This window comes from Gilliamella sp. ESL0441 (genome assembly GCF_019469185.1).
Lineage (GTDB): Bacteria > Pseudomonadota > Gammaproteobacteria > Enterobacterales > Orbaceae > Gilliamella.
The window spans coordinates 690,428-714,423 of the sequence record NZ_CP048264.1; the positions used below are offsets into that span (position 1 = coordinate 690,428).

A 23,996-nucleotide genomic window follows, 5' to 3' on the forward strand; every position below is an offset into this window, starting at 1 on the left:
AGGATTATAGAAAGGGGCTTATGCCCCAAAAAACAATAGGATAAATTTAATTTATTCTGATAAAGATAATTTATAAGATAAGTATTAGGAAAATATAACACGATGAAAAAGTATCTAGAATATAGCGATTTACAATCAAACAAATTTTGGTATATCACCCAACAAGACGAATCGCTAACAATCGTATTTGGTAAGGTAGGGACAAAAGGACAAACACAAGTTAAAACGTTTTCTTCGCCTGCCGATGCGGAAAAAGAAGCCAACAAACTGATCAAATCAAAAATCAAAAAGGGATATGAGGAAAAAGCAATTCCACCAACGCTTGAACAATCAACCTGCACAGAAAAAACAATCATCAAAATGCCTGATGCTCCAAAACCGAAATATCACCCAAAACCGATTCCTCCCAAAGATGTGATTGATGACGGTAAAGAAAAACCATGGTTTTACCTCGACGAATGGGTTGGTGAAGGTCAACCTAACCCATTTGATTTTGACGAGTTACGTAAAGTTCCGCCTAAAAAAGTTGCTCCAGTTAAACAACCACCAAAACAAAGTGATGCGCCGATCAAAAAAGAGACAGTCACTAAAACACCACAAGAACAAGAATTTGATAACTTAAAAGTTTTGTTACGAAAATATATTAAAGAAGGTGAGCAGTTCGATATCGAAGCGACGTTTGAACAATTAAAAGTGTTGAGTCCAAGTACTAAGGTATTTCAAACGTTAGTTAAAGATACTTTAGAAGTTATTTTTTCAAAATTCATCAATAAAATATCCTCAATGCATTTTGATTGTATAACCTATCTTTTAACAATCAAAGATACCAACATTGTAGTGAAAGATTTTTATGCTCAAGGGGTATTAAAATATATTTATGACAATTATCAAACCCGTCCCGATTCAATTCATCGCCTGGCTGAAGAATATCTTAACGATTATCCAGTACAAATGGCAGATAAAATAGCCAGTACGTTACAACACATTGTTGACTCTATTCGAGCTGGTGGTGAAGATAATATTCCAGCTTTCAAATTACCGAATCATACCTATGGTTTTTATATCACCTTCGATGAAAAATATCTGAAAATATACGCTTTAAATCGAGATAGAAACCCAAAAAGTTATCAATCATTTGCTATTAGTGATATTGAGTATAATGAGCCTCAGTATAGTGATCAGATAAATAATCAATATTTTGTGCCACTACTTACCGAAAAACTCCAGAAAATGCTGGATAATGGTTTTTTTGAAGGTATTACAGATCATTATTTTAGAATTGCTTTTTGCGATGAGGACAATATTTTCATTGAAACACCAATAGAACAAACCTACCGACAAACAAAGATACTTGAGCTTGAAAGAGACCTAAAATATCTGGAGCAATCAGATGAATATGATGTAGATTTGCTAACTGACACGATTGACGAATATTTTGCCTATAATGGCGTTATTGATCATTATGATACCGATAGAATTTTAGCATTATTAAAAAAATATCTTTATTCAGGTGAAAAAGAGGCTGAATCTAAAGGACGTTCTCTGTTATGGAAACACACCCATGTTGATTTTAAAAAATGGTGGTTAGTTTATTTACAGTTTGAATGGGAAAATTTTGGATTTAAATATGCTGATATACATATTCAAGACTTAGTTGATAAAGGATATGAACCAGCAATTCTACAAAAACAAGCGTGGGATAAGCTGGGCATTATTGATAGTAAGTTAGGAAAAAAAGACAATTCAGACAATCAATCAGAAACCGAACGTTTTTATGATACTTTTACTGAAACTGATGTTTTTTGTGAAACTGACACCATTATCGCCAGAGCCATGCCATGGGGCGGTGAAATTTACTTACGCTTTAAACAAGAAAGTGAACAGGCATATTCGGATGCGCTTAATTATTTAAATAGCTTAATGGCAAAAGGTTATTCAAAAATATTTGAAGGGCATTGGCTTCATATTTATTTTGTTGCCAAGCCTGAATACTATTCTGAATTCGCTAAATACGTTGAAGAATATGAAGACTTTGAAGAATTAGAGCTAGGGGCAGGAGGAATCGCTTGTTGTTCACATGTCTTTTTCCGCAAAGCAGCCATGTACGAAAGTTTACATGATAAAATTCGAGAGTTTGTTGACTTAACCATGTATGAATTTGATTATAGTTTTGATTTACAAGATGAATATAATTCAGTCGCCGGGGCATTTGCTGCTATTGCCCTGGCAATGACGGATGTGAAACATATGGATTTGGCTATTAAATTTGCACTTGAAACCGATGGTGACCATGAATATTTGGCAGGTAATTTTGGTATTGTTCTTGAAAAATATTGGGGTATTACGCCCGAAACAGCGGTTGCGATTGCTTTATTGCAATTAACTCAAGGTCAACATATGTCTGAATTATCCAATCAATTTTATAAAATTCCGCAAAATTTAGCTAGTTTGACGGATTATTACAGTATGAACGAGCCAAAAAATCCATATTGTAAATTGACTTATTTAGTAAAATATCTTTTTGGTGAACCTCGTTATAGTCTTAAAAAGTTAAAAAAATTATTTAATAATGCGACAGATCCGCAAGAAAAGTTGATATATGCAAATTTTCATGATTTAGCTTTAGAAGCTCTTAAGGATGAAGGAGAAGGTAGCGGTCAACCAATTATTTATAATATCTCACCTAAACCAGAAAGCGATGCCGAACCGCTAATCATTAATGAGCAAGATTTTATCGAAAATCCACCTTGTGTCATTACGCCATTGGAAGCTAAAAAACGCGGGTTTGATCTCGATGAATTAGATTCTGATGGTTCATCGTGTGAAGCATTTGTTTTTGCGCCATTAACGATAACTAATCCTTATCTATTTGACCATCTGATTGAATTTATTAAATCTAGGAAAAAAATAACCGCTAACTCATCTATCATCTGGGGCGCTGAACAAGCGTACCGTTTTGGTAAAAAGGTCGTGATTGATTTCAGTGGCACCCCCTATCAAGTGGGTATGGGTATTTATGGTAAAAACCAAGCTCAGCTAATTTATGGAGTAATGGATTTTGCTAAGATTGCAGATGCAATAAACAAAAAGGAGCCCGATAAAGAAAAATTATACGCACTGCGAAAACAATACTATTACTTCGATAGTCCCAAAGGAAGCCCAAACATTGATTACTCTAAGCCCGGTATGATGTATTTGGATGAGGCTTTAGGCGCTGGGGTTTTGAAGGATGATAATTATCGGGCAATCAAACAGCTTGAAAAAATCACCCCAGATATGGACGAAGTCTATGATGCCTCACTACTGTTTAGGGCATATATGCAGCAAAAAAAACTAGATTATGCATTGGAGAGAATGGAAAGAAAACTCGATACTACTGAACTAAAACAGGTGTACCAAACAGCGCAAAAACGCCTGCCACAATATCAAGAATACTGGCAGGAAAAGTTAGCCAAATTATAAAAAATAAAATCATAAAAAGGGGCTTATGCCCAAAAAAACAATAGGATAAATTTAATTTATTCTGATAAATATAAAAAAGATAAGTATTAGGAAAACATAACACAATGAAAAAGTATCTAGAATATAGCGATTTACAATCAAACAAATTTTGGTATATCGAGCAAAAAGATAACCTTTACACGGTGCTTTACGGTGCGGTTGGAACCGAAGGGCAAAAGAACACTAAGACCTTTGCCTCGCAGGCGGAAGCAGAAAAAGAAGCTGTCAAAATAATAACATCAAAAATAAAAAAGGGTTATCAAGAAAAAACCATACCAGCAACCCTATTGCCCGCGATAGCCCGATTGAGTCAAATTGTCAAAATGCCTGATGCCCCAAAACCGAAAAACCACCCAAAACTCACACCACCCAAAGATGTGATTGATGACGGTAAAGAAAAACCATGGTTTGATCTTGATGAATGGGCTGATGAAGGTCAACCTAACCCATTTGATTTTGATGAATTACGTAAAGTTCCGCCTAAAAAAGTTGCTCCAGTTAAACAACCACCAAAACAAAGTAATACCCCGATTAAAAAAGAAACAGTCACCAAAACACCACAAGAAAAAGAATTTGATAACTTAAAAGTTTTGTTACGAAAATATATAAAGCAAGGTGAGCAGTTCGATATTGAAGCTAAGTTCGAACAATTAAAAGCGTTAAGTCCAAACAATAAGGAATTTCAAATTTTCATCAAAGATATGCTTCAAATGATATTTTCAAAATTTATGAAGAAAATATCACCGATTCACTTTGATTGCATTCCTTATCTTTTGAGAGTCAGAGATCCAGAAATTCTTTTCCAAGAAATCTTTGCACAAGGTGTGATGAAATATATTTATGACCGTTATCAGACTCATGCCGAATCAATCCATCAGCTGGCTGAACAATATCTAACCGATTATCCAATACAAATGGTGGATAAAATAGTTAACGCATTACAGAGTATTTTTGAAACTACCCAGACAGGAGGTGAAAAAAATATTTCAGTTAACAAATTCCCTGAAAATGTTTGTGGCTTTAATATTACCTTTGATTATAAAACGCTGGAAATATATGCTTTATTTAATGAACGAAATTCCAAACGCTATTATTCAGAAAGTCTAAATGAGCTAGAATATGATGGGACTAGTTATGGCGTTGAGATAAATAATCAATACTTTGTTCCATTACTTACCAAAAAACTCCAGAAAATGCTGGATGATGGTTTTTTTGGTGGTATGACTGATAAATATTTCAGAATTGCCCTTTTCCAAACAGATAATATTCTTATTGAAATACCAATAGAACAAACCTACCGACAAACAAGGATATTTAAGCTTGAAAGCGACCTAAAATATCTCGAGCAATCAGAAGAATATTATGCAGATTTGCTAACTGACACGGTTGAGGAATATTTTGCCCTTAATGGCGTTATTGAGCAATACGATACCGATAGAATTTTAGCATTACTAAAAAAATATCTTTATTCAGGTGAGAAAGAGGCTGAATCGAAAGGACGTTCACTGTTAAGGAAATACGACGATTTTGATTATAACAAATGGCATTTAGTTGATTTACAGTTTGAATGGGCTAATTTTGATTATAGATATGCTTATAACGGTGTTGAATGCTTAGTTGATAAAGGATATGAACCAGCAATTCTACAAAAACAAGCGTGGGATAAACTGGGCATTATTGATAACAAGCCTGATAGCAAGCCAGAAAAAAAAGACGATCCAGACGATCAATCAGAAACCGAACGTTTTTATGATACTTTTACTGAAACTGATGTTTTTTGTGAAACTGAAACCATTATCGCCAGAGCCATGCCAACGGGTGGTGAAATTTACTTACGCTTTAAACAAGAAAGTGAACAGGCATATTCCGATGCGCTTGATTATTTAAATAACTTAATGGCAAAAGGTTATTCAAAAATATTTGAGGGGCATTGGCTTCATATTTATTTTGTTGCCAAGCCTGAATACTATTCTGAATTCGCTAAATACGTTAAAAAATATGTACACTTTGAAGAATATGAACTAGGGATGGGGATAGCTTGTTGTTCACATGTCTTTTTCCGCAAAGCAGCCATGTACGAAAGTTTACATGATAAAATAAGAGAGTTTGTTGACTTAACCATGTATGAATTTGATTATAGTTTTGATTTACAAGATGAATATAGTTCAGTCGCCGGGGCATTTGCTGCTATTGCCCTGGCAATGACGGATGTGAAACATATGGATTTGGCTATTAAATTTGCAAATGAAACCGATGGTGACCATGAATATTTGGCAGGTAATTTTGGTATTGTTCTTGAAAAATATTGGGGTATTACGCCCGAAACAGCGGTTGCGATTGCGCTATTGCAATTAACTCAAGGTCAACATATGTCTGAATTATCCAGTCAATTTTATGAAATTCCGCAAAATTTAGCTAGTTTGACCGATTATTACAGTATGAACGAGCCAAAAAATCCATATTGTAAATTGACTTATTTAGTAAAATATCTTTTTGGTAAACCTAGTGATAGTCTTAAAAAGTTAAAAAAATTATTTAATAATGCGACTGATCCGCAAGAGAAATTGATTTATGCTGATTTTTATAATTTAGTTTTAGAAGCTCTTGAGGAAGAAGGAGAAGGTAGCGGTCAACCAATTATTTATAACATCTCACCTAAACCAGAAAGCGATGCCGAATCGCTAATCATTAATGAGCAAGATTTTATCGAAAATCCACCTTGTGTCATTACGCCATTGGAAGCTAAAAAACGCGGGTTTGATGTTGGTGAATTGGAAACGTATGATTCCTCATGGAGAGCAATTATTTTTGCGCCATTAACGATAACCAATCCCTACATTTTCGACGCTATTATCCAATTTTATAAAGTGCAAAATAACATAGGTGTCCGCTCTGTTATCCTTTGGGGCACTGAACAAGCGTACTGTTTTGGTAAAAGGGTCGTGATTGATTTTAGTGGCACCCCTTATCAAGTGGGTATGGGAATTTATGGTAAAAACCAAGCTCAGCTAATTTATGGAGTAATGGATTTTGCAAAGATTGCTGTTGCAATGAACAAACAAGAGCCCGATAAAGAAAAATTATACGCACTGCGAAAACAATACTATTACTTCGATAGTCCCAAAGGAAGCCCAAACATTGATTACTCTAAGCCCGGTATAATGTATTTGGATGAGGCTTTAAGCGCCGGGATTTATAAGGATGATAATTATCGGGCAATCAAGCAGCTTGAAAAAATCACCCCGGATATGGGCGAAGTGTATGATACCTCACTATTGTTTATGGCATATATACAGCAGAAAAAACTAGATTATGCCATGGAGAAACTGCAAAGAATCGATACTACTGAACTAAAACAGGTATACCAAACAGCACAAAAACGCCTGCCACAATATCAAGAATACTGGCAGGAAAAGTTAGCCAAATTATAATTAATAAAAAGGCTTACTAATTGGGGCTTAAGCCCCAATTAACAGAATAAATTCAAATTATTCTAATAAATATAAAAAAGATAAGTATTAGGAAAACATAACACAATGAAAAAGTATCTAGAATATAGCGATCTACAGTCAAACAAATTTTGGTATATCACCAAACAAAACGAATCACTAACAGTCGTATTTGGTAAGGTAGGGGCAAAAGGACAAACACAAGTTAAAACGTTTTTATCGCCTGCCGATGCGGAAAAAGAAGCCAACAAACTGATCAGATCGAAAATCAAAAAGGGCTATGAGGAAAAAGCAATCCCACCAGCGCTTGAACAATCAACCTGCATAGAAAAGCAAAGCCAAACAATCATCAAAATGCCCGATGCCCCAAAACCGAAATACCACCCCAAACCCACACCACCCAAAGATGTGAAGGATGACGGTAAAGAAAAACCGTGGTTTAATCTTCAAGGATGGTCATATGGAGGTCAACCTAACCCATTTGATTTTGAAGAGTTACGTAAGGTACCTCCCGTTCAACAACCAACAAAAGAAATTAATAACCCGGTTGAAAAAGAAACTTTTACCAAAACAGCACAAGAACTAGAATTTGAAAATCTTAAAAATATGGTTCAAAAGCATATTAGACAAGGTGATCAATTTGATGTCGAAGCTACTTTCAAAAGACTTAAAGTTCTTAGTGCATCAGAAACAGTATTTCAAACTTTAATAAAAAATGTACTTGAAGCTATTTTTTCTGATTTTGTTATTTTGGTTTCTCCAATTCATTTAGATATCTTAGCTTATCTTTTACCCATTAAACATTCAAATATGTTGATAAAAGAACAGAATGCTAAGGGAGTTTTGAAATACATTTATGACAATTATCAAAGCAATTTAACAGGTATTCATGGTTTAGTTGATAAATATCTAACCGCTTTTTTTAAAGATGTAGCTGAAGAGGTGGTGATTCAAGTTAAAAAATTAGTTGAGACAATTCGCTCTGGTGGAAGTGATAATATCCCTGCCTATAAACTTCCTAATGCTACTTACGGATTTTTCATCAGAACGTTCAGTAAAGGATGTATTAAAATTTGTAGCCTGAACTATAACAAACGCTATATTGATTATACAGAACACAATTGTGATATGCAGTATCATAATCCAACACTTATCATCCAATATTTAACACAATTTTTAAAACCTAAATTACAACAAATGGTTGATCAAGGTTTTTTTGAGGGTCTTACCGAAAATTATTTTAAAATTGCATTTTTCAATCAATTTCAACCATTAGCGGATAAACGCTTGAAAGAGGATCACCTTAATGAATTAGCAAGAAATATTGAGGCAAATCTTCAAAAACTTGAAAAATCGGATGAATATGATATCGAACTCTTATCTGATACAGTTAAAGCGTATTTTGCTTCAGATGGCGTTATTCTGCATCTTAATACGGATAGAATTTTAGCATTACTAAAAAAATATCTTTATTCTGGTGAAGCTAACCCCCAAAAAATAAGTATAAGTCTTATAGAAGAATATGCTGATTTTGACTTTAATAAATGGCATCTGGCTAACCTCCAATTCAAATGGAAAGATTTTGATTTTAAAGTTGCTTACAAAGGATTAAATCCTCTAATAAATGCTGGATATGAGCCAGCAATCATACAAAAACAAGAGTGGGATCAGCTGGGTGAAATTCATTACACACCCCGTATAATAGAAGATTCAATAAATCAACATGTAAATACATATTCTTATAACTCTTTTACTGAAAATGATGTTTTTTGTGAAACAGATGCTATTATTGCTAGAGCTATGTCAACAAATGGCAAAATCTATTTGCGTTTCAAAGAAGAAAGTGAGAAGGCATATTCACAAGCACTTGATTATTTGAATGACTTAATGGCAAAAGACTATTCTAAAAAATTTGGTGGTTATTGGCTTAATGTTTATTTTGTTACCAAGCCTGAATACTATCCTGAATTTGCTCGCATCATCAAACAATATCCTGATCTAGCCAGTAATTCTCATGCTTTTTTCCGAAAAGCAGCCATGTTCGAAAGTTTACATGATAAAATACGAAAATTTGTTGAATTAACAATGGAGAAATTTCACCATTGTTTAGATCTCCAAGATGAAGATAATTCTGTCGCAGGCACATTCGCTGCCATTGCTTTGACAATGACGGATGTAAAACATATGGATATGGCAATTAAATTTGCACTTGAGACCGATGATGAACACGAATTTTTGGCAAGTTATTTTGGCAAAATATTGCAAAGACATTGGGGGATTACTCCAGAAACAGCGGTTGCGATTGCATTATTGCAATTGAGCTATCAAGAACAACCTAATTTATCCAGTCAATTTTATAAAATACCGCAAAATCTTGCGGCGCTGACTGATTATTTTAATAGTGATGATATCCCTCATAAAAGTCGTAAAATTATTACTCTCGTTTCGAGCCTTTTTGGTAACGAAAAATATAGCTTAAAAAAACTAAAAGAGTTGTTTAGTGATGCGACTGATCCATTGGCAAAAGAAATTTATGCTGATTTTCATAATTTAGTTTTAGACGCTCTTAAGGAGGAAGGAGAAGCTAGCGGTCAGCCAATTATTTATAATATCTCACCTAAACCAGAAAGCGAAGCTGTACAGCTAACAATAGATGAGCAAGATTTTATCGAAAATCCACCTTGTGTCATTACACCATTGCAAGCTAAAAAACGCGGGTTTGATGTGAGAGAATTGGAAACTTATGATTCCTCATGGATAGCCGTTATTTTTGCCCCATTAACGATAACTAATCCCTATATTTTCGACGCTATTATCCAATTTCATAAAGTGCAAAATAACATAGATGTCCGCTCTGTTATCATTTGGGGCACTGAACAAGCGTACTGTTTTGGTAAAAAGGTCGTGATTGATTTTAGTGGCACCCCCTATCAAGTAGGTATGGGAATTTATGGTAAAAACCAAGCTCAGCTAATTTATGGAGTAATGGATTTTGCAAAGATTGCAGAAGCAATGAACAAACAAGCGCCCGATAAAGAGAAATTATACGCACTAAGAAAACAACACTATTACTTCGATAGTCCAAAAGGAAGCCCAAACATTGACAGATCCAAGCCCGGTATAATGTATTTGGATGAAGCTTTAGTCGCCGGAATTTTTAATGATAATAATTATCGGGCAATCAAGCAGCTTGAAAAAATCACCCCGGAAATGGGCGAAGTCTATGATGCCTCACTATTGTTTATGGCATATATGCAGCAGAAAAAACTAGATTATGCATTGGAGAGAATAGAAAGAAAACTCGATACTACTGAACTAAAACAGGTGTACCAAACAGCGCAAAAACGCCTGCCACAATATCAAGAATACTGGCAGAAAAAGTTAGCGGAATTATAAAAAGGGGCTTATGCCCCAAAAACAATAGGATAAGTTTCATTTATTCTCATAAATATAATTAATAAAATAAGTATAAGGAAAACATAAAACAATGAACCAATATTTTGAATGCATTGATGAAGAGAATAATAAATTTTGGTATATCGAGCAAAAAGATAACCTTTACACGGTGCTTTACGGTGCGGTTGGAACCGAAGGGCAAAAGCACACTAAGACCTTTGCCTCGCAAGCGGAAGCAGAAAAAGAAGCTGTCAAAATAATAAAATCAAAAATTAAAAAGGGTTACCAAGAAAAAACCATACCAACAACCCTATTACCAGCGATAGCCCGATTAAGTCAAATTATCAAAATGCCCGATGCCCCAAAACCGAAATACCACCCAAAACCAATTCCACCTAAAGATATGATTGATGACGGTAAAGAAAAACCATGGTTTGACCTCGACGAATGGGCTGATGAAGGTAAACCTAACCCATTTGATTTTGACGAGTTACGTAAAATTCCGCCTAAAAAAGTTGTTCAAGTTAAACAACCACCAAAACAAAGTAATACCCCGATTAAAAAAGAGACAGTCACTAAAACACCACAAGAACAAGAATTTGATAACTTAAAAATATTGTTACGAAACTATATAAAGCAAGGTGAGCAATTCGATATTGAAGCGACATTTGAACAATTAAAAGCATTAAGTCCAAATGATCTTAAATTTCAAATTTTTATCAGAGAGATGCTTCAACTCATTTTTTCAAAACTTATGAAGAACATCTCACCTATGCATTTTGATTGCATTACTTATCTTTTGAAAATTAGAGATCCAGAAAATAAATTTGTAGGCATCTTTGCCCAAGGCGTGATGAAATATATTTATGACCACAACAAGACTCACGTCGAATCAATCCATCGTCTGGCTGAACAATATCTTACCGATTATCCGATACAAATGGTGGATAAAATAGTTAACGCATTACAGAGCATTTTTAATACTACTCAGACAGAAGATGAAAAAAATATTCCAGCTAACAAATTCCCTGAAAATGTTTGTGGCTTTAATATCACCTTTGATTATAAAACGCTGGAAATCTATGCTTTATTCAATGAACGAAATTCCAAACGCTATTATTCAGAAAGTATAAATGAGCTAGAATATAATGCGAGTATTTATGGTGTTGAGATAAATAATCAATATTTAGTTCCACTACTTACCGAAAAACTTCAAAAAATGCTGGATGATGGTTTTTTTGGTGATATGACTAGTAAATATTTCAGAATTAGTCTTTGTCAACCGGATAATATTCTTATCGAAACACCAATAGAACAAACCTACCGACAAACCAAGATACTTGAGCTTGAAAGCGACCTAAAATATCTGGAGCAATCAGAAGAATATCATGCAGATTTGCTAACTAACACGGTTGAGGAATATTTTGCCTTCAATGGCATTATTGATAATTATGATACCGATAGAATTTTAGCATTATTAAAAAAATATCTTTATTCGGGTGAAAAAGAGGCTGAATCGAAGGGACGTTCTTTGTTAAGGAAATACGAAGATTTTGATTATAACAAATGGCGTTTAGTTGATTTACAGTTTGAATGGGCAAATTTTGGATTTAAATATGCTGATATACATATTCAACCCTTAGTTGATAAAGGATATGAACCAGCAATTCTACAAAAACAAGCGTGGGATAAGCTGGGCATTATTGATAGTAAGTTAGGAAAAAAAGACAATTCAGACAATCAATCAGAAACCGAACGTTTTTATGATACTTTTACTGAAACTGATGTTTTTTGTGAAACTGAAACCATTATCGCCAGAGCCATGCCAACGGGTGGTGAAATTTACTTACGCTTTAAACAAGAAAGCGAACAGGCATATTCCGATGCGCTTGATTATTTAAATAACTTAATGGCAAAAGGTTATTCAAATATATTTGAGGGGCATTGGCTTCATATTTATTTTGTTGCCAAGCCTGAATACTATTCTGAATTCGCTAAATACGTTAAAAAATATGTACACTTTGAAGAATTAGAGCTAGGGGCAGGAGGAATAGCTTGTTGTTCACATGTCTTTTTCCGCAAAGCAGCCATGTACGAAAGTTTACATGATAAAATTCGAGAGTTTGTTGACTTAACCATGTATGAATTTGATTATAGTTTTGATTTACAAGATGAATATAATTCAGTCGCCGGGGCATTTGCTGCTATTGCCCTGGCAATGACGGATGTGAAACATATGGATTTGGCTATTAAATTTGCACTTGAAACCGATGGTGACCATGAATATCTGGCAGGTAATTTTGGTATTGTTCTTGAAAAATATTGGGGTATTACGCCCGAAACTGCGGTTGCGATTGCGCTATTGCAATTAACTCAAGGTCAACATATGTCTGAATTATCCAGTCAATTTTATAAAATTCCGCAAAATTTAGCTAGTTTGACCGATTATTACAGTATGAACGAGCCAAAAAATCCATATTGTAAATTGAGTTATTTAGTAAAATATCTTTTTGGTAAACCTAGTGATAGTCTTAAAAAGTTAAAAAAATTATTTAATAATGCGACGGATCCGCAAGAAAAGTTGATATATGCAGATTTTCATGATTTAGTTTTAGAAGCTCTTAAGGATGAAGATGAAGTTAGCGGTCAACCAATTATTTATAACATCTCACCTAAGCCAGAAAGCGATGCCGAATCGCTAATCATTAATGAGCAAGATTTTATCGAAAATCCACCTTGTATCATTACACCATTGCAAGCTAAAAAGCGCGGGTTTGATGTTAGGGAATTGGAAACTTATGATTCCCCATGGAGAGCAGTAATTTTTTCCCCATTAACGATAACGAATCCCTACATTTTCGACGCTATTATCCAATTTCATAAAGTGCAAAATAACATAGGTGTCCGCTCTGTTATCATTTGGGGCACTGAACAAGCGTACTGTTTTGGTAAAAAGGTCGTGATTGATTTCAGTGGCGCTCCCTATCAAGTGGGTATGGGAATTTATGGTAAAAACCAAGCTCAGCTAATTTATGGAGTAATGGATTTTGCAAAGATTGCTGTTGCAATGAACAAACAAGCGCCCGATAAAGAGAAATTATATGCACTAAGAAAACAACACTATTACTTCGATAGTCCCAAAGGAAGCCCAAACATTGACAGAACCAAGCCCGGTATAATGTATTTGGATGAAGCTTTAGTCGCCGGAATTTTTAATGATAATAATTATCGGGCAATCAAACAGCTTGAAAAAATCACCCCGGATATGGGCGAAGTCTATGATGCCTCACTGCTGTTTAGGGCATATATGCAGCATAAAAAACTAGATTATGCATTGGAGAGAATGGAAAGAAAACTCGATACTACTGAACTAAAACAGGTGTACCAAACAGCACAAAAACGCCTGCCACAATATCAAGAATACTGGCAGGAAAAGTTAGCCAAATTATAAAAAATAAAATCATAAAAAGGGGCTTATGCCCCAATAAACAGGATAAATTCAAATTATTCTGATAAATATAAAAAAGATAAGTATAAGGAGAGCATAAAAATAATGAATCAATATTTTGAATGCATTGATGAAGTGAATAATAAATTTTGGTATATTGAGCAAAAAGATAACCTTTACACGGTGCTTTACGGTGCGGTTGGAACCGAAGGGCAAAAGCACACTAAGACCTTTGCCTCGCAAGCGGAAGCAGAAAAAGAAGCCTGCAAAATAATAAAATCAAAAATTAAAAAGGGTTACCAAGAAAAAACCATACCAACAACCCTATTGCCCGCGATAGCCCGATTAAGTCAAATTGTCAAAATGCCCGACGCCCCAAAACCGAAAAACCACCCCAAACCCACAACACCCAAAGATGTGATTGATGACGGTAAAGAAAAACCGTGGTTTGACCTCGACGAATGGGCTGATGAAGGTAAACCTAATCCATTTGATTTTGAAGAGTTACGTAAAGTTCCGCCTAAAAAAGTTGCTCCAGTTAAACAACCACCAAAACAAAGTAATACCCCCATTAAAAAAGAGACAGTCACCAAAACACCACAAGAACAAAAATTTGATAACTTAAAAGTTTTGTTACGAAAATATATTAAAGACGGTGAGCAGTTCGATATCGAAGCGACGTTTGAACAATTAAAAGTGTTGAGTCCAAGTACTGAGATATTTCAAACGTTAGTTAAAGATACTCTTGAAGTTATTTTTTCAAAATTCATCAATAAAATATCCTCAATGCATTTTGATTGTATAACCTATCTTCTAGCAATCAAAGATACCAACATTGTAGTGAAAGATTTTTATGCTCATGGAGCATTAAAATATATTTATGACAATCATCGAACCCGTCCCGATTCAATTCATCATCTGGCTGAAGAATATCTTAACGATTATCCAGTACAAATGGCAGATAAAATAGCCAACACGTTACAACACATTGTTGACACTATTCGAGCTGGTGGTGAAGATAATATTCCAGCTTTTAAATTACCGAATCATGTTTATGGTTTTTATATTACCTTTGATGAAGGATATCTAAGAATACTCGCTTTAATTCGAGGCGAGAATCCAAAAAGTTATCGATCATTTGCTATCAATGATCTAGAGTATAATGCGCCTCAGTATAGTGATCAGATAAATAATCAATATTTTATCCCACTACTTACCGAAAGACTCCAGAAAATGCTGGATAATGGTTTTTTTGAAGGTATTACAGATCATTATTTTAGAATTGCTTTCTGCAATAAGGACAATATTTTCATTGAAACACCAATAGAACAAACCTACCAACAAACAAAGATACTTGAGCTTGAAAGAGATCTGAAAAATCTGGAGCAATCAGATGAATACGATGTAGATTTGCTAACTGACACTGTAGAAGAATATTTTGCTTATAATAGAATCATTGAGCAATACGATACCGATAGAATTTTAGCATTATTAAAAAAATATCTTTATTCAGGTGAAAAAGAGGCTGAATCTACAGGACGTTCTCTGTTATGGAAACACACTCATGTTGATTTTAAAAAATGGTGGTTAGTTTATTTACAGTTTGAATGGGAAAATTTTGAATTTAAATATGCTGATATATATATTCAAGACTTAGTTGATAAAGGATATGAACCAGCAATTCTACAAAAACAAGCGTGGGATAAGCTGGGCATTAGAGATAGTAAGTCAGGAAAAAAAGACGATTCAGACAATCAATCAGAAACCGAACGTTTTTATGATACTTTTACTGAAACTGATGTATTTTGTGAAACTGACACCATTATCGCCAGAGCCATGCCATGGGGCGGTGAAATTTACTTACGCTTTAAACAAGAAAGTGAACAGGCATATTCCGATGCGCTTGATTATTTAAATAGCTTAATGGCAAAAGGTTATTCAAAAATATTTGAGGGTTATTGGCTTCATATTTATTTTGTTGCCAAGCCTGAATACTATCCTGAATTTGCTCGCATTATCAAACAATACCCTGGGCTGGCCAGTAATTCACATGCCTTTTTCCGCAAAGCTGCCATGTATGAAAGCTTACATGATAAAATTCGAGAGTTTGTTGAATTAACTATGTATCAATATCACTACAGTTTAGATTTACAGGATGAAGAATCATCGGTGGCGGGAGCATTTGCCGCCATTTCACTTGCCATGACCGATGTGAAATATATGGATGTGGCAATCAAATATGCTAATGAAACTGACGGTGAACATGAATTTTTAGCAAGCCGTTTTAGCAATATTCTTGCAAAACACTGGGGTATAACACCAGAAACAGCGGTCGCAATTGCCTTGTTAAAATTGAGTTTTGACTGGTTATCTGGTGGTTTATCAAGTCAATATTATAAAGTACCACAGAATCTTGCTGCATTAACTGAATTTTTCCAACATGGTTCAATGTACCATAATAGTAATAAGATTATAGAGATTGCCAGCCGTTTATTTTGGTTTGGCTTTGAAGATGATACGGATATAAAAAGTATAAAAGCTTTAAGAAAAATTAAAGAGTTATTTAATTCTGCTAGCGATTTCGACGAAAAACTAATTTATGCTGATTTTCATGATCTGGTTTGGGAAGCATTGAATGAAAAAAATAAAGCGGTGGGTAATAAAATTGAATTTACACCACCTAAACCAAAAAGCGATTCCGAAACGTTAATCATCGATGAGCAAGATTTTATCGAAAATCCAACTTGTATCATTACACCATTACAAGCTAAAAAACGCGGGTTTGATCTCGATGAATTAGATTCTGATGATTCATTGTGGAAAGTATTTGTTTTTGCCCCATTAACGATAACGAATCCCTACATTTTCGACGCTATTATCCAATTTCATAAAGTGCAAAATAACATAGGTGTCCGCTCTGTTATCATTTGGGGCACTGAACAAGCGTACCGTTTTGGTAAAAAGGTCGTGATTGATTTCAGTGGCACCCCTTATCAAGTGGGTATGGGAATTTATGGTAAAAACCAAGCTCAACTAATTTATGGTGTAATGGATTTTGCTAAGATTGCTGTTGCAATGAACAAACAAGCGCCCGATAAAGAGAAATTATACGCACTAAGAAAACAACACTATTACTTCGATAGTCCCAAAGGAAGCCCAAACATTGATAAATCCAAGCTTGGTATAATGTATTTGGATGAAGCTTTAGTCGCCGGAATTTTTAATGATAATAATTATCGGGCAATCAAACAGCTTGAAAAAATCACACCAGATATGGGCGAAGTGTATGATGCCTCACTATTGTTTATGGCATATATGCAGCAGAAAAAACTAGATTATGCCATGGAGAAACTACAAAGAAAACTCGATACTACTGAACTAAAACAGGTGTACCAAACAGCACAAAAACGCCTGCCACAATATCAAGAATACTGGCAGGAAAAGTTAGCGAAATTATAAAAAAATAGGCTTATCAAAGGGATAGCGAGACACTTCAATATATGGTTTAGGCAAATAAGATAAATATAATTGTTGTAAATTTATTTTTTTATAACTTGAAAAGCATAAGAAGTAACTTTTTCCAAATACTAATCACAAATTGTGATTAGTTTTTTATTAAGATATAATTCAACTGATTCGCTTAAGCGATTAATATTAAAGATAAATTGGTTAAAAGGGATAAAAAGGATGTCAAGTCAGGTTGTTTCATATGTAGATAGAGCTGTACAATTATTAAATAAAATCGGTATTATGATTAAGCCTCAAGCCGATGCACCGATTTTAAAATTATTGGATAATGTTGCTGTTATTGATAAAAATCGTATTGTTGCCATTGCACGTACTCTTCAACAGCAAAGTGCTTTTAATGAAGTAGTCAGGGAGCAAATAGACGGAGTACATGTCTCTGATCGTTATACAAAAGTTGTCGGGCATTTTGATAGTATTCGCACAGATATGGAGAAAATGTTAGGCTGGCTTGAAGATGGTAAGTTAGATTTCTTTGAAAAAATCAAAATGGGTTGGATGACTTTTCAAAGGGGATCTATCCCTGATCGTTTTAATTTGATAAAAAAAACATATTTAGAAGTTTCAAAAGAAACGGGAAATCAAGTTGAGCGAGAGCATATCATTTTAAATGCCTACCAAGATTTTCGTTTTGGTCTTAAACAGGCTCAAATAGTTGCTGAAGAAGTGTTACAAATTGCTGGAACTCGTCTTGAAGAATGCAAGCAAAAATTGACGGAAGCTATTGCTGAAGTTGACAATTTTACTTCTGATGATCATGTCGCACGTGCTCGCTTAGAACTTCTTAGAGACGAAGCATTGCGCAATGTTCAACAAGAAGATAGTCGTTATCAAATCGTTTTGGATCTCGCCAATAATTTAACTGTTTCTTATAATTCTGCCGAAGCAGTATTTGCCCGATTACAGCAAACTACCTCTGTGAAAGAGCGTGTTTATCAACAAAGTGTTAGCTTTTTTTCAACCAATGAAATTGTATTTACTGCTTTAAGTGCTTCGATTACTTCATTAACAGGATTAAGTGAGAGTACTAAAACTCTAGAGGCAATGAAAGAGGGTATGAACAAAGGTATTGAGAGCATTGCTTCAGCAGGTAATAAGCAACTTGATGAAGGTTTAAGAGCTGGTTATGGGGCGACAATTAAAGCTGATTCTTTACGTGCTTTGGTTGAAGCAATTGTTAATTATCAAGAATCAAGTCAGCAATTGATTTCCGAGCTAAGAAATGAATCTATCGAAAATGCTAAAGAAATTGATCGTATTGTTGAGGACGGAAAACAACGCTTTAATAATATAATTTTAAAGGTTGAGAGTTAATGTTGGACGTTAAGCTTAGTGATCAATTAGGTGCAATGGCGATAATTGATGAACTTTACCAAAAGCAACAATTATTACTTGAACACCTTGATCGTGATGAATTACGTCATAATTTAGAAGAAAGTATAAAAGCTTTTTATCAAGCCAGAGGTCAAAATGTCGATGATAAAATTATCGATGAAGGCATTAATCGTTGGTTTGATAATCGGTTACGATTCATTGCTCCTAAGCGTCCTTGGCTCCAGCATTTATTAGTACGTTGTTATCTCAATAGAAAGGTGGTATCAACAGTTATTGGCGTTTTTTCCCTTTCTGCCACATTGATGGTATTTGGAAGTTTAAATCATACAAAAGTAGTCAAATCTGAAATAGAAAGCGGATATAGTCAAATTTTGACGTCAAAGAACACGTTAGTTGAGTTAAAAAATCAATTTTCAGAAATTGATAAGTATCCTATTCATTATGCACAGATTCCAGCCAAAAAGTTAAAAACTTCAATTACCAATCTGCTTAATCAAGATTTCATTCCGAACGTGACTAAACCATCGGTTGCGGGTTCCTTTATTACCGAAAATGAAAAAGAAGCATATAAAAAATTTAAGCAAATCAGTCTTACCGTTAGTAATAAATTGTCTGAGGTACGTTTGCAAATACAGACGTTAAATAAGTTATTTGAAGATGATAAACGATTAGCTAAATTAATTGAAAGTGACCAATTTATCGAAGCAAGTAAACAGTATCCCGTATTACAACATGCGGTTGATACAATTATTGACAATCTCAATCAAGGGCAAGAGGTTGTCGATTTTAGTCAAATTGAAGTATTTTATAATTCCATTGAAAGAGCAAAAGCTATTGAAAATAAAATTCAAGCTGATAGAAATCAATTTTTAGAACTTAAAGTGCCCAATTCGGAGATGGGACCAGTTATAGCATTACAAGATGCTTTACAAGCAGATTTAAAAAATCTCAATTTCGATAATGTGGAAAATTATAAAAAAATGATAGCTTATTATCTTAAGCTTGCTCAAACAAATTTGACATTAACGATTGTTGATAACCCAAATTATAAATCGGGTGTTGAGCGTACACATGAAAATACGAATGGAAAATCTTGGTATATTATTGTTACTCCAACATTGCCTAATGGAGAAACCACTTCACTATGGGTAAAAAGTATTGAAACAGGTGAAATAAAATTTGTGGATATGTTTGGCCAGCAAGTAACTGAAAAAGCCTATAAAAGCGTAAGAGCAGATAAAATTGATGATGGGCATATTGATAACAATCAGTTATGCAATAAACCGAAAGGACGTTTAGCGTTTATTTGTCCTAATCGGGTTAAGTCAGGACGGATTTTGGAGTGGTAACAGATGCAAGCTAAAAAAATTGAGAATAATATTGAGGATAAACTTTCAGGTATTAATAATTCATTAAAAAAAACCAAAAATGAGTTGCAAGATTGTCGTCAAAAAATTTTGGATATGAAAAACGAACAGGTCGAAATATATCAGAAAATAGCGACGATTTATTTATTAGAATCGCCTAAAAATGATGATATTCAGATTCAACATTTCATACAACAATTACAAAAGTTATCTCATCATTTAAAAGACAAATCAGGTGAATTAGATCATGTCATTGAAGAGTATAATCAAAAAATGGCAGATGTACTTTTGCGATTAGATGAATTAACAACAAAAAAGGTTTTGCAACTTGAAAGTGATGCTGATTATGTCTCATTATTTAATCATTATAACGATACTAAAATAGCGTTAACCAAAGAAACAAAAAACTATGAGGCGTCACAACAAGAATTTTCAACTAAATTGGCACAGTATAAACAAAATCGTTACTATAATTATCTGATTAAACGTCAATTTGGCAAAAGTAGCTATAAAGGTTTTTGGGTATTTCGTAATTTAGATTCTTGGGTAGCTAGATTTATCAATTTTTCTGAAAACTACAAAAACCAGACAATACTTGAAGCATTAATAAAAGAATCTCAATTGCGTTTTGAAAATAAAACTAGGGAATACGAACAGGCGTTAAAACAGAAAGAACAGAAAGAATATGAAGTTGAAAAAAAATTAAAATTACCCGAATTGAAAGTAGAGTTGGTACAAACTGAACAGGATTTAGCGAACGTTAAAAAACAAAAACATGATATTGAAAAAATACTGGAAGAGGTACGTTCAGGCGAAAGTTTTCAGTTTAGAACAATATCAAATCAACTAGCTAAGTTATTTCAAGAACAGTCATTCAATAAGTTAGCAAATTTTACCTCGCAGACAGTATCGCTTGAAGATGATGCATTATTAGAAAATATTCTTTTATTAAATAAAAAAATAAAGAATATAGAAATGAATATTATCACATTATTAAAGACGATCAGAGAATTAGAGAATACTTATAACCGCTTTGAACAAGCACTCTATATTTTTAAAGAAAATAATATTCCAAGTTCGATCTATGAATTTAATCTATCATCATCAAAACTTGATGATTTATTGAATAGCTTATTCAATAGTCGTGTTTTCCCTGAAAGCATTATTCAAACACTCTTAGCTTATAGAGTAGTAAAACAACAAACTCATTCATCAGGTTGGTCAGTGAGTAGTTCATCGTCTAGTCGTTCTTCGTCATGGCGTTCTTCCTCAAGAAGTAGTGGATTTAGATCAAGTTCCTCATCAGGTGGGGGTGGTTTTAAAACAACAAATAGTTTTTAGTTGTTTAGTAGAAAGGATAACATGAGTGATACAAAAGTTTGTCCTTATAGGTTAACGACAAATGCATCCCTCTGGCGATGTTGTAGGAGTGTCTATTAATAAATTATTAAGAAACTTTCAAACAACCAATTGGGTGTGTTGGTGGTACATATACCTATCTTATTTTATTTATGGTTTAGCTTTTATTAAAGAACTGGCTCGATTGGATGCTATTTTTAAAGATTACCATGAGTATATTTTTTCAGAATATATTCCTAAAGAAAAACAATATAAAAAATTAATTGAGTTAGCTTATGAAAAAAAAGCAAAAGGCTACTATTAAACTACTCAAGAGTTTGTTGAATAATATAACATTAATAGACGAAAAGGTTGATTATTTAAGCTATCAGAGTCTGGATGTTTGTAAAAATATTACTGCATTCGAGGTCTATAAAATGATGACATCCTATCAACCTAAATGGTTGGTAGGGCTGTTTAAAATTAGAGATTTTTTAGGAAAAAGTATCGGAATCAAACCTATTAATGGATTTGATAATCTGGCAGAAAAAGAACCCGATATAGGTAGTACAGTTCATTTTTTCACAATTATTGAGAAAACGAGAGATACGTTTACCTTAATTATAAGGGATTTTCATCTCGATGTTTGTTTATGTCTTCGTATTATTGAAACGAATGACCATAAAAAAAAATTATACCTCATAACTTCGGTTAAGATTCACAATTTTTGGGGAAGATTATATATGGTACCTGTTTCTATTATACATCCATATATTGTTTATAAATTATTTAAAAATATTAATTCTAAAAAGTGAATGGAGATATACAAGAAATAGCTTGTTGATACCAATTTAGTTCATAACGTTTATCTAAAATCGAAGGCTATATAGTAACTGCCCAACAACGCGCCATGAATTGATTCATGTGTTGCACAACATTGAAAACTTACACATCACATCAGGCGATTTTTTTGAGATACGAGATCTACTCCGTTAAATTGAATTCCTATTTTGCCAACGTAATTGTTCTATGAGAGCAATCATCGCCGGTGTTTTATGTTTATTTTGGGGATAATAGAGATACATAGGCGGATAACTAATCGCCAATTGTGGAAGGATGGATACTAGTTTAACCGCTTAAGTATCGCTATTTAGGGTTGTGACCGATCCATAGCCGTCAATGACTGCTTGTTTATTCAGCAGTTGCGAGTTGAAAACCTAATATTGTTATTTCTGCCATACGCTTCGTACATCACCCAATCTTCTTACTTTTCCTTCGTTCTACTAATGCAGTAGAAATAACCTACTGGTTTCGATAGTTCTTTGTGCAGAAATATAAAAATTTAATCCCTGAATATCACGAAGCGTGAATGCCTTGTAGTTATTAGGTAAATATTTTTATGAGTATATCAGTTAGTATAACTTCCTTATTGATGACTGTTTGCTTTTGTACTTAAAGAGTAAGTGTTGAAGCAAAGGGAGTCAATAAAATTAATGTACCAATGGTAGTGACAATGTACATTTGATTGTACAAATAATAAGCGCCAATGAGTATCAATCGAGAATTACCTAGACGATATAATGGTTAATCATTGTTATATACAATAGAATAATTTAATAAATGAAGATGTATGGAGTATGTTATTAAAATGAAATTGGAGCGGGAAACGAGGTTCGAACTCGCGACCTCAACCTTGGCAAGGTTGCGCTCTACCAACTGAGCTATTCCCGCTTTTTGGAATTCTTCGTAAGAAGTGGTGAGCATTATACAAAAAATTTTTGAGGTCGCAAGATTTTTTTTTAACTATTTTTTATATTTCCAGCTAAGTGATTCAAAAAAACCAAAAATAAATAATCTAAGTGGTTTAAATTTATCCTCTCGCTTTTCTTGATTGGTCATCGTTGAGTAAAGAATCCAAGCTTGTAAACCGTGCAAAAGCGTAAAAATGAGTAATCCAACATAGGCTACAACATTGGCTGGAGTTGGGTAGGGGTGGATTAAATTGACAAATAAAAATAGCCAAACTATAGAATAAAAAATCTTACCAAGTAATATGAACATCAAATTTCTTCTCGTATAAATAGATAACTATGAACTTGACCGGCAGTTTTTTCACGATGTAAATGCCAGTTATTCGGAATGTAACTCAATACATTGTGATCGATTTCCGTCTCAATGTAGAGGTAGGATGAGGCGTTTAGCCAGTTATTTTTCTCAAGGTAGTTTACCGTATCGGCAACTAAATCTTGATGAAAGGGGGGATCGATGAACACGATATCAAACTTTCTTGGCGCAGGTTTATTTAACCAATTTAATGTATCCGTGTGGTAAATATCGATAGCATTACATGCAATAAGCTGTTTATTTTTGTTGAGTTGACTTGCGACTTGCTTGTCTTTTTCAAGTAACGTTACACTTTTAGCCCCCCGAGAAGCAGCTTCAAATCCCAATGAACCACTTCCTGAAAAACAATCGAGACAGGCGCTATCATGAATAACTGGCATTAGCCAGTTAAATAGAGTTTCTTTAATACGATCCGTAGTTGGACGCAAACCTTGCTTGTCAAGTACAGCTAATTTACGTCCACGCCATTTTCCGCCAATTATTCTAATTGAACCAGTCATTTCAAATCCTTAT

At 34.0% G+C, this 23,996-nt stretch carries 12 protein-coding genes and 1 tRNA gene; 10 read left to right on the forward strand and 3 right to left on the reverse strand.

All coding sequences use genetic code 11. The features are described 5' to 3' along the window. Positions 1–102: 102 nt before the first annotated feature. The 10 genes from GYM75_RS03080 to GYM75_RS03125 all read left to right on the forward strand — a co-directional run bounded on the left by GYM75_RS03080 (position 103) and on the right by GYM75_RS03125 (position 22,174). The gene (locus GYM75_RS03080; protein ID WP_220216707.1) at positions 103–3,462 is read left to right on the forward strand and encodes a DUF6138 family protein; all 3,360 of its coding nucleotides are present in this window, start codon (positions 103–105) and stop codon (positions 3,460–3,462) included. 104 nt (positions 3,463–3,566) lie between these two features. Then, on the forward strand, positions 3,567–6,932 hold the full coding sequence (locus GYM75_RS03085) for a DUF6138 family protein (RefSeq protein WP_220216708.1): 3,366 nt from the start codon (positions 3,567–3,569) through the stop codon (positions 6,930–6,932). A 105-nt stretch (positions 6,933–7,037) separates the two neighbouring features. Continuing rightward, a complete protein-coding gene (locus GYM75_RS03090) occupies positions 7,038–10,346 on the forward strand; it encodes a DUF6138 family protein (RefSeq protein ID WP_220216709.1) in 3,309 nt (1,102 codons plus the stop codon). Positions 10,347–10,437: 91 nt separating this feature from the next. Further along, positions 10,438–13,797 carry a DUF6138 family protein gene (locus GYM75_RS03095; protein ID WP_220216710.1) on the forward strand — a complete coding sequence of 1,120 codons (3,360 nt, stop codon included), beginning with the start codon at positions 10,438–10,440 and terminating at the stop codon, positions 13,795–13,797. A 102-nt stretch (positions 13,798–13,899) separates the two neighbouring features. Next, positions 13,900–17,253 (forward strand): DUF6138 family protein, encoded by a 3,354-nt coding sequence (locus GYM75_RS03100; protein ID WP_220216711.1) that lies wholly within the window; start codon positions 13,900–13,902, stop codon positions 17,251–17,253. Positions 17,254–17,481: 228 nt separating this feature from the next. Further along, complete coding sequence (locus tag GYM75_RS03105; protein WP_220216712.1) at positions 17,482–18,633, forward strand: hypothetical protein; 1,152 nt, start codon at positions 17,482–17,484, stop codon at positions 18,631–18,633. Further along, the gene (locus GYM75_RS03110) at positions 18,633–20,003 is read left to right on the forward strand and encodes a DUF6384 family protein (RefSeq protein ID WP_220216713.1); all 1,371 of its coding nucleotides are present in this window, start codon (positions 18,633–18,635) and stop codon (positions 20,001–20,003) included. Before GYM75_RS03105 ends, GYM75_RS03110 begins: the two co-directional genes overlap by 1 nt. A 3-nt stretch (positions 20,004–20,006) precedes the next feature. Next, positions 20,007–21,362 (forward strand): hypothetical protein, encoded by a 1,356-nt coding sequence (locus GYM75_RS03115; protein ID WP_220216714.1) that lies wholly within the window; start codon positions 20,007–20,009, stop codon positions 21,360–21,362. 61 nt (positions 21,363–21,423) lie between these two features. Beyond that, a complete protein-coding gene (locus GYM75_RS03120) occupies positions 21,424–21,684 on the forward strand; it encodes a hypothetical protein (protein WP_220216715.1) in 261 nt (86 codons plus the stop codon). Next, positions 21,656–22,174: a DUF2867 domain-containing protein gene (locus GYM75_RS03125; protein ID WP_220216716.1), complete on the forward strand. Its 519-nt coding sequence runs from the start codon at positions 21,656–21,658 to the stop codon at positions 22,172–22,174. Before GYM75_RS03120 ends, GYM75_RS03125 begins: the two co-directional genes overlap by 29 nt. 840 nt (positions 22,175–23,014) lie before the next feature. Here the strand turns inward: GYM75_RS03125 and GYM75_RS03130 are convergent. The 3 genes from GYM75_RS03130 to rsmD all read right to left on the reverse strand — a co-directional run bounded on the left by GYM75_RS03130 (position 23,015) and on the right by rsmD (position 23,983). Beyond that, positions 23,015–23,090 (reverse strand) — tRNA-Gly (locus GYM75_RS03130). Positions 23,091–23,162: 72 nt separating this feature from the next. Further along, positions 23,163–23,420 carry a DUF1145 domain-containing protein gene (locus tag GYM75_RS03135; RefSeq protein ID WP_220216717.1) on the reverse strand — a complete coding sequence of 86 codons (258 nt, stop codon included), beginning with the start codon at positions 23,418–23,420 and terminating at the stop codon, positions 23,163–23,165. Continuing rightward, positions 23,420–23,983 (reverse strand): 16S rRNA (guanine(966)-N(2))-methyltransferase RsmD, encoded by a 564-nt coding sequence (rsmD, locus tag GYM75_RS03140; protein WP_220216718.1) that lies wholly within the window; start codon positions 23,981–23,983, stop codon positions 23,420–23,422. Before rsmD ends, GYM75_RS03135 begins: the two co-directional genes overlap by 1 nt. Between the last annotated feature and the right edge of the window lie 13 nt (positions 23,984–23,996).

Bases quoted from the DNA above. Each gene is read 5' to 3' on its own strand.
- GYM75_RS03115 (WP_220216714.1), top strand. From the start codon at position 20,007: ATGCAAGCTAAAAAAATTGAGAATAATATTGAGGATAAACTTTCAGGT.
- GYM75_RS03105 (WP_220216712.1), top strand. From the start codon at position 17,482: ATGTCAAGTCAGGTTGTTTCATATGTAGATAGAGCTGTACAATTATTA.
- GYM75_RS03085 (WP_220216708.1), top strand. From the start codon at position 3,567: ATGAAAAAGTATCTAGAATATAGCGATTTACAATCAAACAAATTTTGG.
- GYM75_RS03120 (WP_220216715.1), top strand. From the start codon at position 21,424: ATGCATCCCTCTGGCGATGTTGTAGGAGTGTCTATTAATAAATTATTA.
- GYM75_RS03080 (WP_220216707.1), top strand. From the start codon at position 103: ATGAAAAAGTATCTAGAATATAGCGATTTACAATCAAACAAATTTTGG.
- GYM75_RS03110 (WP_220216713.1), top strand. From the start codon at position 18,633: ATGTTGGACGTTAAGCTTAGTGATCAATTAGGTGCAATGGCGATAATT.
- GYM75_RS03100 (WP_220216711.1), top strand. From the start codon at position 13,900: ATGAATCAATATTTTGAATGCATTGATGAAGTGAATAATAAATTTTGG.
- GYM75_RS03090 (WP_220216709.1), top strand. From the start codon at position 7,038: ATGAAAAAGTATCTAGAATATAGCGATCTACAGTCAAACAAATTTTGG.
- GYM75_RS03125 (WP_220216716.1), top strand. From the start codon at position 21,656: ATGAAAAAAAAGCAAAAGGCTACTATTAAACTACTCAAGAGTTTGTTG.
- GYM75_RS03095 (WP_220216710.1), top strand. From the start codon at position 10,438: ATGAACCAATATTTTGAATGCATTGATGAAGAGAATAATAAATTTTGG.
- rsmD (WP_220216718.1), bottom strand. From the start codon at position 23,983: ATGACTGGTTCAATTAGAATAATTGGCGGAAAATGGCGTGGACGTAAA.
- GYM75_RS03135 (WP_220216717.1), bottom strand. From the start codon at position 23,420: ATGTTCATATTACTTGGTAAGATTTTTTATTCTATAGTTTGGCTATTT.